General features: G+C 28.7%; 18 protein-coding genes. 2 read left to right on the top strand and 16 right to left on the bottom strand.

What is annotated here, in order from left to right:
* Positions 1-13: 13 nt before the first annotated feature.
* The 8 genes from LN736_RS10370 to LN736_RS10335 form a co-directional block, all read right to left on the bottom strand.
* Complete coding sequence (locus LN736_RS10370) at positions 14-1,003, bottom strand: YybS family protein (protein WP_229981514.1); 990 nt, start codon at positions 1,001-1,003, stop codon at positions 14-16.
* An 11-nt stretch (positions 1,004-1,014) separates the two neighbouring features.
* Positions 1,015-1,332 carry a MazG-like family protein gene (locus tag LN736_RS10365; RefSeq protein ID WP_150357037.1) on the bottom strand — a complete coding sequence of 106 codons (318 nt, stop codon included), beginning with the start codon at positions 1,330-1,332 and terminating at the stop codon, positions 1,015-1,017.
* A 205-nt stretch (positions 1,333-1,537) separates the two neighbouring features.
* Positions 1,538-1,792 (bottom strand): 30S ribosomal protein S18, encoded by a 255-nt coding sequence (gene rpsR / locus LN736_RS10360; protein WP_179978238.1) that lies wholly within the window; start codon positions 1,790-1,792, stop codon positions 1,538-1,540.
* Positions 1,793-1,813: 21 nt separating this feature from the next.
* The gene (locus LN736_RS10355) at positions 1,814-2,254 is read right to left on the bottom strand and encodes a single-stranded DNA-binding protein (protein ID WP_229981513.1); all 441 of its coding nucleotides are present in this window, start codon (positions 2,252-2,254) and stop codon (positions 1,814-1,816) included.
* 12 nt (positions 2,255-2,266) lie between these two features.
* Positions 2,267-2,554 carry a 30S ribosomal protein S6 gene (gene rpsF / locus LN736_RS10350; protein ID WP_150359052.1) on the bottom strand — a complete coding sequence of 96 codons (288 nt, stop codon included), beginning with the start codon at positions 2,552-2,554 and terminating at the stop codon, positions 2,267-2,269.
* A 106-nt stretch (positions 2,555-2,660) separates the two neighbouring features.
* Positions 2,661-2,870 carry a DUF951 domain-containing protein gene (locus LN736_RS10345; RefSeq protein WP_150359053.1) on the bottom strand — a complete coding sequence of 70 codons (210 nt, stop codon included), beginning with the start codon at positions 2,868-2,870 and terminating at the stop codon, positions 2,661-2,663.
* A 3-nt stretch (positions 2,871-2,873) separates the two neighbouring features.
* Positions 2,874-3,764: a mechanosensitive ion channel family protein gene (locus LN736_RS10340; protein ID WP_179978239.1), complete on the bottom strand. Its 891-nt coding sequence runs from the start codon at positions 3,762-3,764 to the stop codon at positions 2,874-2,876.
* A 15-nt stretch (positions 3,765-3,779) separates the two neighbouring features.
* The gene (locus LN736_RS10335; RefSeq protein ID WP_150359100.1) at positions 3,780-4,025 is read right to left on the bottom strand and encodes a DUF3343 domain-containing protein; all 246 of its coding nucleotides are present in this window, start codon (positions 4,023-4,025) and stop codon (positions 3,780-3,782) included.
* Positions 4,026-4,284: 259 nt separating this feature from the next.
* Here LN736_RS10335 and ytvI point away from each other — a divergent pair, with 259 nt between their 5' ends.
* Together ytvI and yyaC are read left to right on the top strand one after the other, a co-directional pair.
* The gene (ytvI, locus tag LN736_RS10330; protein WP_150358933.1) at positions 4,285-5,340 is read left to right on the top strand and encodes a sporulation integral membrane protein YtvI; all 1,056 of its coding nucleotides are present in this window, start codon (positions 4,285-4,287) and stop codon (positions 5,338-5,340) included.
* Positions 5,341-5,418: 78 nt separating this feature from the next.
* Positions 5,419-6,006: a spore protease YyaC gene (gene yyaC / locus LN736_RS10325; protein WP_150358934.1), complete on the top strand. Its 588-nt coding sequence runs from the start codon at positions 5,419-5,421 to the stop codon at positions 6,004-6,006.
* Positions 6,007-6,010: 4 nt separating this feature from the next.
* On the opposite strand, the gene LN736_RS10320 is transcribed toward yyaC, so the two are convergent.
* The 8 genes from LN736_RS10320 to mnmE form a co-directional block, all read right to left on the bottom strand.
* Positions 6,011-6,241 (bottom strand): YkuS family protein, encoded by a 231-nt coding sequence (locus LN736_RS10320; RefSeq protein ID WP_150358935.1) that lies wholly within the window; start codon positions 6,239-6,241, stop codon positions 6,011-6,013.
* 57 nt (positions 6,242-6,298) lie between these two features.
* On the bottom strand, positions 6,299-6,802 hold the full coding sequence (locus tag LN736_RS10315; RefSeq protein WP_150358936.1) for a DUF4446 family protein: 504 nt from the start codon (positions 6,800-6,802) through the stop codon (positions 6,299-6,301).
* Positions 6,803-6,854: 52 nt separating this feature from the next.
* A complete protein-coding gene (locus LN736_RS10310) occupies positions 6,855-7,718 on the bottom strand; it encodes a ParB/RepB/Spo0J family partition protein (RefSeq protein WP_229981512.1) in 864 nt (287 codons plus the stop codon).
* Positions 7,719-7,725: 7 nt separating this feature from the next.
* Positions 7,726-8,493: a ParA family protein gene (locus tag LN736_RS10305; protein ID WP_150358938.1), complete on the bottom strand. Its 768-nt coding sequence runs from the start codon at positions 8,491-8,493 to the stop codon at positions 7,726-7,728.
* Positions 8,494-8,677: 184 nt separating this feature from the next.
* On the bottom strand, positions 8,678-9,457 hold the full coding sequence (gene noc / locus LN736_RS10300; RefSeq protein ID WP_229981511.1) for a nucleoid occlusion protein: 780 nt from the start codon (positions 9,455-9,457) through the stop codon (positions 8,678-8,680).
* Positions 9,458-9,556: 99 nt separating this feature from the next.
* Positions 9,557-10,270, bottom strand: a complete 714-nt coding sequence (rsmG, locus tag LN736_RS10295) for a 16S rRNA (guanine(527)-N(7))-methyltransferase RsmG (protein ID WP_229981510.1) — start codon at positions 10,268-10,270, stop codon at positions 9,557-9,559.
* A 109-nt stretch (positions 10,271-10,379) separates the two neighbouring features.
* On the bottom strand, positions 10,380-12,275 hold the full coding sequence (gene mnmG, locus LN736_RS10290) for a tRNA uridine-5-carboxymethylaminomethyl(34) synthesis enzyme MnmG (protein WP_229981523.1): 1,896 nt from the start codon (positions 12,273-12,275) through the stop codon (positions 10,380-10,382).
* Positions 12,276-12,285: 10 nt separating this feature from the next.
* Positions 12,286-13,665, bottom strand: coding sequence for a tRNA uridine-5-carboxymethylaminomethyl(34) synthesis GTPase MnmE (mnmE, locus tag LN736_RS10285; RefSeq protein ID WP_179978243.1), 1,380 nt, complete (start codon positions 13,663-13,665; stop codon positions 12,286-12,288).
* Positions 13,666-13,684: the final 19 nt, after the last annotated feature.

The raw sequence follows: 13,684 nt of genomic DNA, 5'->3' as shown, positions 1-13,684 counted from the left end.
TATAAGCCTCCAGTTATTGTTTTTTTGATTTTCTATAAGGGTCAAGTTTCCTAAAATCAAATATCATATCTATAAAACCTGCCAAAACACAAAATAATGATAAACTGGATAAAGCTGTAAATACTATAATGATAGCAACAATTTTTTTAGATATTCTAAATTTTTTCATTAAATAATATGTTAACAATGCCAATCCATCTATAAGGAATATAAGTTGTAATATAATTTCTGAAGAGGTAATCATATACTGTCCAATAGCCATATTTTCTCTATCAAATAAAATTCCACTAACAAGTATTAATCCCACTAATGTTCCCAGCCTAGTATTCATATACCATTGGTTTAAGGGTTTAATTCCATTAACTTGATATTTTAATTTTATAAGTATGGCTCTGGTTATTATGTAATTTAGATATGACAAAATAAATGAAATAATTATTATTCCTGCAGGAATAAGTCTCATAACATATTCTGGTGTAAGTACTTTAAGCATACTTTCCATAGAAGCAAATTGATTACTTGATACACCAGCTTTTTCATACATGCTTTTGCTTAAATTCATGGACTGCTTAAAATTTTCCAACATCCCATTGACAAATCCATATATTCCTTCTTTACTTATAAGCATTATATGTACAGCAAAATAAAAAATTATTCCCACTGCCATAGATATAGATAAAAATATTATAGTAGTTCCAAATTTCTTCTTATTTTTTATGCAATATCCTAAAGTCATTCCTGTTAATCCTATTAATACTATTAAAGATAATGCAGCTATGGGATTATAAAACATTGATATCAATATATCACTAGCTATGACAGAAATCAAAGCTATCTTATAATCTTGTCTAATATACAGTACAGTTATAGGTATTGGCAATATAAAATTAACAAATATAAAAAATATGGGTACATATATATTTATTAGCATTATTACTACTATAAGTGCTGTAGTTAAGCTGCCTTCAATAAGTGCCTTTGTATTATACATCCTTTTTTGCATTTTTACCTCCGCTAACTCTTTTCTTTCAGATGATTATATAATTTACTTAAATTTTTTCCATGTTGTTCTATTTTATCTTCCTCAATTATACCAACTTTCAATTTTTTTTTCATGGTTTCATCTACTTCCACATGGGAATATCCCAATCTTTCCGCAAGCAAATATAAAATTATTATTGCCCCGGAAATACAATCCAGTATGGATTCCCTTGCCACATTGCTTCCCTTTGTAAGCAATTTGAAAAAATCTCCTATTATACACAAAAGATCTGCTTTTAAATCTTCTATAATCTTAACATCATACATTATATTAAAATTCTCTTTATTCATACGTCCTTTTACCCCCCCATCATTTAACTTGACTTTAGTCCTCTTATATAATTTTACAAAACATATCCTATTCCTATAATTCTAACTTATGTATAATATTATTATACATAAGTTAGAATATAATATTAAGCTAAAATAGTAATTTAAAAGATTATTATTTTTAATATAAAAAAAAGTGAAGAATAAAATTCCTCACCCTTAAAAATTATTCTGTTGTAAATGGCAATAATGCTATATTTCTAGCTCTCTTTATAGCTTCAGTAAGTTCTCTTTGATGTTTTGCACAGTTTCCAGAAATTCTTCTTGGAAGAATCTTCCCTCTTTCTGTAACATATTTTCTCAATTTATTTATGTCTTTGTAATCTATAGATTCAGCTTTATCCATACAAAAAGCACAAACTTTTCTCTTAGATCTTCTCATCTTACCAGAATTTCTTCTTCCGCCCTCTCTATTGGCCATAAAATTCATTCCTCCTTACCTTTAAAATGGGATATCTCCATCATCAACTGGTGTAATATCCTCTCCATAAATCTCTTCATTAAAACCTTTAGTTTTATCTAAATTTTCTGATGGATTTTCATTATATGAATTTCTTGCAGTTTTTTCTCCCCATTCAAGGAATTGAACTTCTTCTGCAATAACTTCAGTAACATATCTCCTACTGCCGTCTTTAGCTTCATAACTTCTAGTTTGGATTCTACCGCTAACACCTATAAGCTTTCCCTTGCTCATATAGTTTGCTGTAGATTCAGCTTGCTTTCCCCATACAACAATGGGAATAAAATCCGCTTCTCTCTGTCCATCCTTAGAAAATCTTCTATCAACGGCTATAGTAAAGGTTGTAACTGCCTTACCCATTCCCGGTGTAAATCTCAGTTCTGGATCTTTAGTCAATCTTCCAATTAAAACAACTTTATTCAATTAAAACACCACCTATTTTTCATCCTTTACTATTATGTGCCTTATAACTGTGTCTGTAATTCTAAATATTCTATCTAATTCTTTGGGTAATTTAGAATCGCAACTAAAATTTATTAAGGTATAATATCCTTCGTTAATTTTATTTATTTCATAGGCAAGTTTTCTCTTACCCCAAATATCAACGTTTTCTATTACTCCTCCACCATTTTCTATCACATCCTTAAATTTTTCTACATTAGATTTAAAAGCCTCTTCATCTAATGATGGATGCAATATAAATATAGTTTCATATTTTTTCATTGATTCCACCTCCTCCCTTTGGACTAATGGCTGTAAACTTTACAGCAGGGACTACAGCTTATTATTTTACCACTGATTTCACATAAAATCAATCAATTTAACTCATTTACGTAGTTTTTATATTGTCAGGATTCTGCTTAATAATTCTCTTCACATTTTTAGAAAATTTGTTTCTTGGAAGCATTACTATTCTTCCACATCCACAGCATTTAATTTTTATATCAGCCCCAAGTCTTATTATTTCCCATTCATTGCTTCCACAAGGATGGCCCTTTTTCATCTCTACTATATCACCCATATAAAAAACTTTTTTCATTCATTATCCCTCCTTTAACAATTTTATCGATAAACAAGGAGTTTTTATATTTTCTAGTTTAAACATCTCTCCAATTTCTCTTCTAAGTTTAGTTTCCATATTCCACTGAGTCATTGGTTTAGTTTTACCAGATACTCTAATTGTCACTTTGTCATCTGCTATTTTCATTATTCCCTGAACAATTGGTCCTTCTGTAATAGCACCGTTTTCTTCCTTAAATTTACTACATAAATTGGACAGCAGACTTATAACTCTATTTATATCTTCTTCGTAAGAAACATCAATATCCACTACAATTCTCACATTTCCCTTGGAATGATTAGTAACTCTTGTAATAAGCCCATTTGGTATTATATGTAAATCGCCATTAAAATCTCTTATTTTAGTAACCCTAAGTTCTATACTTTCCACAACACCACTTTTGTCATCTATACTAATATAGTCCCCAACTGAAAACTGATCTTCAAATAGTATAAAAAAACCATTGATAATATCTTTTATGATATTTTGCGCTCCAAAACCAATTGCAACTCCGCCTATTCCTGCAAAAGTTAATCCAGTAACACTTATCTTCGGTGATATTATTGAAATTATAGTAAATATACCAAAAAAATATACCGAGTATTTCAATATACTTTTTAAAATGGCTCCAACCGTTTTGGCCTTTTTATCATTCAATGATATTTTAAAATTTTTTTGTCTTGAAACATATTTTGTTATAATCTTATTTCCTATTTTAATAATTAAATACATAAAGAGCAATATTAATGTTATCTTAAAAATTACTTCTATAAAATTAAAAATGCTTTCTTTATATATAGATATTTTTCCTATTTTAACAGCATCATCTTCTACAACAAATTTTAAAAAGGAAAACATCTTATTGAATAACATATTTTACCTCCAAAGTTACACTTGTATATATCCATTATCACTTCTTTTATAAATATTTTTAACAACCAGTTGTTCCTGCTCAATCAATTTTTTTACCATTTCTATATCCTCATCATCGATTTTTATACTTATTCCACAACTCCTGGTAATAACAGCTGGTGTCGGCATAACAGCAACTTTAATATCTTTTTCTTTTAAAAGCTTTTCTCCATTTATAGCGCCATGAGTATTCTTAAAAGTTATTATATAATAATCTTTCATAATTATAATAACAGCCTAAATAAAACTGTAACCTCCTGTAAAATTTTACAATAATTATATACAATATCAATTTATTAGTTTATAATTATGTATATACTTAATTTACTATTTTATATATTATTATAACAGAAATATTACTGCAAGTTTATAAAATATATATCATTTATAATTATTTTACAAAAGCTTTTCAATCCTGCATACACACTTTTATATTGCTATTAACATTTATGAAAAAACAAAAAGGAGTTGTCATCACTCTGTGAAAGAACTGATAAACAAAATTGATAAAATTGCTTTATTTTTTATACTTTATACATTAATATTTTTAATATTTTTTAGCACTATTGATTATACACTGCCTTTTGTATTAGCTTTAGTATGTGCACTAATACTCAGAAGGCCAACTATATTTATTACCAAGAAACTGAAGCTCAGCAACGGAATTGCCTCTTTAATTACAACTACAGTATTTTTTACAATAATATTAATTATACTCTCCTTTGGAATAGTAGTCATGACCCAAGAAGCCATCCAATTTGGAAAAAATGTTCAATCATATATTTCTAATAACTACAATAATATATATAACTCTATATATAAATTGCAAAAATATTACAACAATTTAGATCCATATATAATAAATACCTTCGAGGGAAATTTTACAAATTTTATTAATAAGGCATCTAATATAGCAGTAAGCTTTTCCGGGAAACTTGTAAGTTATCTAGTAAATTTAGTAGCCACAATACCTTATGTATTAATGGTGATACTCTTTACATTGCTGACAACATATTTTTTTACAAAAGATATGACTTCCTCCAATGTAAGTATACCTAATTTACTTCCAGATAACAAAACAGCTAAGCTATACAAAATATATAATGAAAGTAAAAAAATGATTGGAAATTATTTATTATCATATATGATTATCATTTCACTTACTTTTATAGAAACTTTAATAGTATTCTCAATATTTAAAATCAAATATGCACTGATATTAAGCATTATATGTGCTATAGCAGATATATTACCTATTATAGGAATAGGAATTATATATATACCTTTAGCACTCATTTATCTGATTACTACAAATAATTATGTTATTTGCCTTGGATTGATAGTATCTTACCTTATAGTCTCGATTATTAGACAGATTATTGAACCTAAAATAGTATCTTCCTCTTTAGGTATACATCCTGTGGCAGTGTTAGCATCCTTATTCATTGGATTAAAGGTCAACGGTATCTCAGGAGTAATATTTTGTATATTTTTAGTTATTTTCTTTAATATATTTAGAAAATTAGATATGTTATAGCACCTTAGATTTATGAAATATTATTATATGTATAAATAACCTCCTTATGGTAAAAACTACATTATAGGAGGTTTTCTTATGATTAAAAAAATGATAATAGATCCATCATCTTCAAATTCAATATTTATCTTAAGAGATGTTATAAGCAACGAAATATATCCTATCATAAAGTCCGGAAGAACTATAATAATACTATGCATAGGTACAGATAGATCTACTGGAGATAGCTTAGGTCCTATAGTTGGATATAAACTAAAACTTTTAATGAAAAATAAAGTTGAGTTATATGGTAATTTACAATATCCAGTACATGCAAAAAATATAACAGATGTGATAAATGAAATAAATTCTAAATACAATAATCCATTTATTATAGCTATTGATGCCTGCTTAGGTGCAATTCAAAATGTAGGTAAGATAATAATCGAGACAAAACCACTTCACCCAGGATCTGCAATGAATAAATCTCTGCCTCAAGTTGGTGATCTAAGCATCACAGGAATTGTAAACATATGTGGTGCTATGGAATTTATGGTATTGCAAAATACCAGATTGTTTACTGTAATGCAGCTTGCTGATACAATTTCTAGAGGAATATATCATTCTATGTTAAAAACTGTAGGCGTAGAAAACTCAAACAATGTTTTTATAAATGCAGAAACTTAATATTTCAAAAAACTCTATCCCTAAGTATATATTCTATTTCTTCTGCATTTTTTCTCCCTAAATCAATTATCAAGGTATTCTTATTTTTTATGTGCAAATCTGCAAGTCCATTATCTTTCAATTTGCAAATTACAGCATCATATTTTGTATCTTCATTGTCATTTACTATTATATATCCTTTTTTTCGCAATTCATCTCCTATGTAATTTAAATCCTTTGGAATATATATTTTCATATAAAAAACCTCCTTAAAAAGTAATTTTCCCTTAAGGAGTTTTTTTATGTAAATAATCTATATTCTTTTATTTATACATTCCTCTAGGACCTGTTTTTCCTCCTGGGACAGTTCATATCTAGACATACCACTGTCTATAGGCTTTGCATAAGTTGTACTTTCATCTCTTCCATATATTCCAGTAATTATCACACCATCATTATTTTCATCCAATAATGCAATTGAGAAACTAAGATCACTACCTACATCTTCAAAAGCCCTATATCGTATGATTGATAATTTCTGAATACAATTTTTTACTTTTGAATTTAGATTACTATACAATTTTTTAATATCATCAGATTCTTTTTTTACATTATCTATATTATCTAAATATTTTACAATAAGTTCCTCCAAATTTTTGCCATTTGAGCCACGCATAAGTTTTCTATACCTTTTTTCCAATCTATTTAGTGATTTAAAAATTATAACATTCATGATTAACAATATTATCACTAATACAACTAGTCCAATTACAATATACAATTGCAAATTATTTATTAAGTTAATGATATTTTGCATATTTTTCTCCCTTCATGATATAAAAATGTTTCACGTGAAACATCAAAATTTATTAAATTTTTAATATATCTAATATCCTCTGTAAATCTTCCTGAGAATAGTATTCTATCTGTATTTTCCCCTTATCCTTTTTATTCATCAATAAAACCTTAGTTCCAAATAAATTTTCTAATCTCTCCTTTATATCTAAATAATAAATATTTTCCTTTTTAACAGATTTTTCTTCATCTTTTTTTGTAGAATTCAAATTTTTAATAATTTTTTCTACATCTCTTACCGTTAAATTTTTATTTATTATATTCAAAGCTAACTTATACTGCAATTCTCCATTTTCTACGCCCAAAAGTGCCCTTCCATGCCCTTCACTAATAACCCCATCTATAAGATATTTTTGAACTCTTTCATCTAGATTTAGGAGTCTCATACAATTAGAAATTGCCGTTCTGGACTTTCCTATTCTACGGCTTAATTCTTCTTGAGTTATATTAAAATCATTAATTAACCTCTTATAGGCTAAAGCCTCTTCTATGGGATTTAAATCCTGTCTCTGTATATTTTCTATAAGGGAAACTTCCAAAATCTCTCTATCAGATAAATTCATTATAATTGCAGGTATTTCTTTAATACCAATAAGTTTAGCTGCTCTCCATCTTCTTTCACCTGCTACTATGTTATACGTATTATCTTCAATTTTATTAAGTATAAGAGGTTGTATTATACCATGTTCTTTTATTGATTGAGAAAGTTGTTCTATTTTATCCTTATCAAAACTTTTTCTAGGTTGAGTCTTATTAGCTTTTATAAAATCAATATTAATATAATTTATATCATTTTGGGCTCCTTCTCCTTCATCCTCTAAAGTGTTATCAGGTATCAATGCTCTAAGTCCCTTACCTAATCCATATTTTTTACTCAAATCCTATTCACTCCTTTTGCCTATGTAAAAACTCTTTAGTCAATAATTCATAGGCTTCCGCCCCCTTACATTTATCGTCATAAAGCACTACAGGAAGCCCAAAACTCGGAGCTTCTGCCAGCCTTATATTTCTAGGTACAGTAGTTTTATATACTTTATCTTTAAAAAACTTTTTCACTTCCGAAATAACTTGAGTAGATAAATTAGTTCTCATATCACACATACTCATAATTACACCTTCAACTTCTAAATTCTTATTTAGTGACTTTTTAACTAATTGTATCGTGCTTATTAGTTGTCCAACTCCTTCTAATGCATAAAATTCACATTGAATAGGTATAATAACACTATGAGATGCTGTAAGTGCATTTATAGTTAATAGTCCCAAAGACGGTGGACAATCTATGAATACGAAATCATATTCTTGTGTTAAGCTTTTTAATTTGTTATTCAATATATTTTCTCTATTCTTTTTATCTATAAGCTCTACTTCAGCACCAGCTAACTCCATTGTAGAAGGAATTATAAAAAAATTATCTATGAGCTCACATTTTCTTACACTATCATCTATACTGATTTCTGAGTTTAACACATCATATATAGAATTTTCTATACCTCTTTTATCAATACCTAACCCACTAGTAGTATTTCCCTGTGGATCGATATCTATATCCAATACCTTATATCCCTGTATAGCTAAATATGCACTCAAATTAATACACGTAGTAGTTTTTCCAACTCCACCTTTTTGATTAAATATTGATATAATTTTTATACTGTTCACCCCCTCAATTCATTCTTTACTTTATTTTTAATTATATATTTTTATTTAAAATAATAAAAGAGTTTTCATATAAATTTAATTTTAAAATAAAATAATCATATACTTTTTTAAAGTGTATGATTTTACGATATAATTATTTAGTTTATAAAAAATAAGATGTTTCACATGAAACATCTTATTTTTTAGGTATTGTAATTATTATTTGTATTCTATCGTCAAAATTCTGGGATTTATAATTCGCATTTAACCCATATTTATCAAATATCTGTTTAACTGTATTTATATAAACTTTAGGAGAAAATATCCCCTTTATTTTTTTTGCCTTACTTTTTTTTGTTTTTCTGTTTATGATTTTATCCAATTCCCTACTGATGAGTTCTTCTGTCTTCTTCACATTTAAATTTTTTTTAACTACATCTTTCAATACCTTTTTCTGAAGCTCCACAGTAGGAAGCTTAAGCAGTGCTCTTGCATGTCTCTCAGTTAAACCATTATCCAATAATATATTCCTAATTTCATTATCTAATTTCAATAACCTGATCTTATTTGCAATAGTAGATTGCTTTTTTCCTATAACCTCAGCTAATTTTTCTTGAGTATAAGAATGATCTTTTATTAAATTGTAATATGCCTCTGCTTCCTCCAAAAAATTAAGATCTTCTCTTTGCAAATTTTCTAAAAGTGCTATAGCCGCAGATTGTTTATCACTTATATCAACTATTATTACAGGTACTTCAGTTAATCCTGCCTTTTTTGCCGCTTTAAGTCTTCTCTCTCCAGCAACCAATTCATACTTATTTTCACCTAATTTTCTCACTGACAAAGGCTGAATTACCCCGTATGCATTTATGGATTGAGCCAATCCTTCCAAACTCTCTTCGTCAAAATATTTTCGTGGCTGATATACATTAGGCAAAATTAAATCTACAGGTATATAATTAATATTCTTTTGCATATTTAATCATCCCTCTTATGTTTCCTATTATTAACATTTCTTTATTCTTTTATAAAATCCTGCTAGTTCGTATAAATTTCGTATGACAAATTGCTACATTTATTTCAGTGGTTTTTTAATAATTACTCCCGATTTTCTTGGGTAAATTTTAGGAGTTTCCCTAATCTTTTTTATTACGACTAAATTATGATTAAACCCATAATTTTCTACCTTGATTATATCCTCTACTTTCCCACCTAAAATATTAATTGCATTTCTACCATCTTTTATTTCATTCTCCACTGCAGGACCTTTCATAGCTATAAAATATCCATCTGTTTTTACATATGGAATACAAAATTCACTTAAAACTGCCAAATTTGCCACTGCTCTTGACACAGCCATATCAAACTTTTCTCTATATTCCAGTTTTTTAGAAAAATCTTCTGCTCTTCCATGTATACAGTTTATCTCATCCAATTTAAGTTTTAACACAACTTGATTTAAAAAATTTATCCTCTTATTTAAAGAATCTAACAGTGTGATTCTTTTTCTTTCATCAAGTATCTTAATAGGAATTCCTGGAAATCCAGCTCCTGTTCCAACATCTATAATATTTAAAGCAGCTTTTATAGGTGAAAATTTAAATATTTCTATACAATCTATAAAATGCTTTTTAACAATATCCTCGTCTTCTACTATTGCAGTAAGATTCATTTTATTATTCCATAATTTTAATATATCTTTATATTTCATAAACTTGTTATACTTTTCTTCATTGAAACTCAATTCAATATCATTACATACTTCTTTCATAATTTGAAAATGATTCATAAAATTTCTCCACATCATTGTTATTTTAAATGACTATCAAATAATTCTAAAGTTCAGATAAGAAATGCTTTTTTGTATCTGAGCTTTAGAAGAATCTAGAAAAAAGCAATTAGCCCTTAGATAAAGCTCTTTCTCTGATTCTTTTTTCCATATAAATCAGCAATACAGAAATATCCGCCGGTGAAACCCCTGAAATTCTAGAGGCCTGGCCAATATTCATAGGTTTCACTTTATCCAATTTTTGTATAGCTTCTATCCTCAGTCCTTTAATCTCAGCATAATCTATATCACCAGGTATAAGTTTGTTTTCAAATTTTTTAAATTGATCTACCTGCTCAAGTTGTTTGTTTATATATCCCTCGTATTTTGAAATTATATTAACCTCTTCCTGAACGTCCTCACTTAATTCAGGTCTGTTCATATCCAACCCCTCTACATTAAAATAATTAAGCTCTGGCCTTTTAATCAGTTCATATAAGCTAACACTTTTTTTTAATTCAGAAGAATTCAATGAATTTAAAAAATCAATCACTTCTTTTTTCGGTGTTATTTGGACACTTTTAATTCTACTCAGTTCTTTTTCTATATTATACTTTCTTTTCAAATATCTTTTATATCTTTTTTCATCGACCAGCCTTATTTTATACCCTTTTTCCGTAAGCCTTAAATCTGCATTGTCCTGCCTAAGCAATAACCTGTATTCAGATCGAGATGTCATCATTCTATAAGGTTCTTCAGTTCCTTTTGTAACTAAATCATCTATCAAAACACCTATATAAGCATCAGATCTCTTTAAAATAAAAGGTTCCTTTCCTTTAGATTTAAGAGCAGCATTAATACCCGCAATTATTCCTTGGGAAGCTGCCTCCTCATATCCAGAGCTCCCATTTAACTGACCTGCTCCAAATAGACCTTCAACTTTTTTGAATTCTAAAGAAAGCTTTAACTGAAGTGGATTTATACAGTCATATTCAATAGCATAACCTGTTCTTAAAAATTCTACATTTTCAAGCCCAATTATAGTTTTATACATGGCAATTTGTACGTCTTCAGGCATAGATGTAGAAGCACCATCCACATACATTTCATCTGTATTTTCTCCCTCAGGTTCTATAAATATTTGATGTTGTTCCTTATCTGGAAATCTAACTATCTTATCTTCAATCGATGGACAATATCTTGGACCTACAGATTTTATTGATCCATTATAAAGTGGTGATCTATCTATATTATTTCTTATAATTTTCGATGTATTTTTTGTAGTATAAGTTAAATAGCAGGAAACTTGATCTCTATCTAATTTTTCACTCATAAATGAAAATGGAATTATCCTTTTATCACCCGGTTGCTCTATCATCTTTGAGAAATCTACACTTCTCTTATTTATCCTAGCAGGTGTACCCGTTTTAAACCTCCTAAGTTCTATCCCTAAATCAAGTAAACTCTGTGAAAGATCATTAGATGGCATAAAACCATTGGGACCAGAACTATAACTAACGTCTCCTATAATTACTTTACCTTTTAAATAAGTTCCTGTAGCCAAAACTACAGCCTTCGCTTGAAAATATGCCCCATTTTTAGTAAGTACTCCACAAACTCTTTTATTTTTATCTGTTTTTATTTTTACTACTTCCAGCTGCCTCAAATACAAGTTGTGCTGTTTCTCAATTACTCTTTTCATTCTCCCTGAGTAATTTCTCTTATCAGCCTGAGCCCGCAATGAATGTACTGCAGGTCCTTTTGAAGTATTCAACATTCTTGATTGAATAAAAGTATGATCGATATTTACGCCCATTTCACCTCCCAACGCATCTATCTCCCTAACCAAATGACCTTTGGCCGTTCCTCCGACATTAGGGTTACAAGGCATAAATCCTATGCTATCCAAATTCATAGTACACATCAAAGTTTTACATCCCATTCTAGCTGCAGCAAGCCCTGCCTCACATCCGGCATGACCTCCTCCTACAACTATTACATCATATTTACCCGAAAAGTATTCCAATATCAACTACCTACTTTCCTAAACAAAATTGTGAAAATATCTTATCAATTATATTTTCTTCTAAAGTATCACCAGTTATCTTTCCCAAATTAATCCAGGCATTTCTCATATCTATAGAAGCTAAATCTATAGCAGAAGTATTTTTTAATGCATCTAACGCTTCAACGCAGTTTTCCCTGGCTCTAATTAAGCTTTCCTTATGTCTAACATTAGTTATAAATAAATCTGCAGGCTTGATTTCGCCCTTAAAAAACAGCTCTTTAATACAGATTTTAACTTTATCCAATCCCTTACCTAATTTAATTGAAGTCTTTATTACAAATTTCGAATTCAGTCCACAAATATTATCTAAATCTATTTTATCACCTATATCTATTTTATTTAATAAAATTATATATTTTTTATCATTTATATAATTTATTATTTCTTCGTCTTCATCATCCAATTCTTTGCTTGAATCCAACATCAATATAATTAAATCCGAACTATCAATTCTCTCCTTGGATTTTTTAACTCCAATCTTTTCTACTAAATTATCGGTTTTTCTGATTCCAGCTGTATCAATTATCTTCACAGGTATTCCATCTATATTCATATATTCTTCTATAACATCTCTTGTAGTACCTGGTACATCAGTAACTATAGCCCTATTTTCCATTATCAGCGAATTTAAAAGAGAAGATTTGCCTACATTCGGCTTTCCAACAATTACTATGCTCAATCCTTCCCTAATTATTTTGCCTTCTTCCGCATTACTCAACATATAATCCATTCTGTTTAATATTTTCTTTAACTTTAAAGAAACTTCATCAGATGTTATTTCCTCTAAATCAGCTTCTGGGTAGTCAACAGTAGCCTCAATTGATGCAATTATTTCCAAAAGATCTTCTCTTAACAAATTAACTTCTTTGGAAATTTTCCCCTTAGACTGTTGAACTGCAGTTTTCATAGAAATTTCAGTTTTTGAATTGATTATATCAATTACTGCCTCAGCCTGACTTAAATCAATCCTTCCATTTAAAAATGCTCTTTTAGTAAACTCCCCTGGTTCTGCCATTCTAGCTCCAGATTTTATAACTTCTTCAAGTACTTTCTTAGCAGCTAGAATTCCACCATGACAATTTATTTCAACTGTATTTTCAGCTGTGTAACTTTTAGGGGCTTTCATAAAACTTACCAAAACTTCATCCAATAATTCTCCAGTTTTCTCTTCCACTATAAAGCCATATCTCATTGAGTACGATCTTATATCTAACAATGTTCTATTATTTTTTCCCCTAAATATTTTATTTACTATTTCAAGAGAATTTTTTCCCGAAACTCTTACAATTGATATTCCACTTTCACCTAAAGCTGTAGCTATTGCAGCTATTGTATTAACTCTTTCCATTATTTCACTTCCTCTTAAT

Origin of the sequence: Clostridium aromativorans (assembly GCF_020908015.1) — a bacterium.
In the GTDB taxonomy this organism is placed as follows: Bacteria; Bacillota; Clostridia; order Clostridiales; family Clostridiaceae; genus Clostridium_B; species Clostridium_B aromativorans.
The sequence above is the reverse complement of the archived record's forward strand: the minus strand, read 5'-3'. Positions and strand labels throughout refer to the sequence as shown.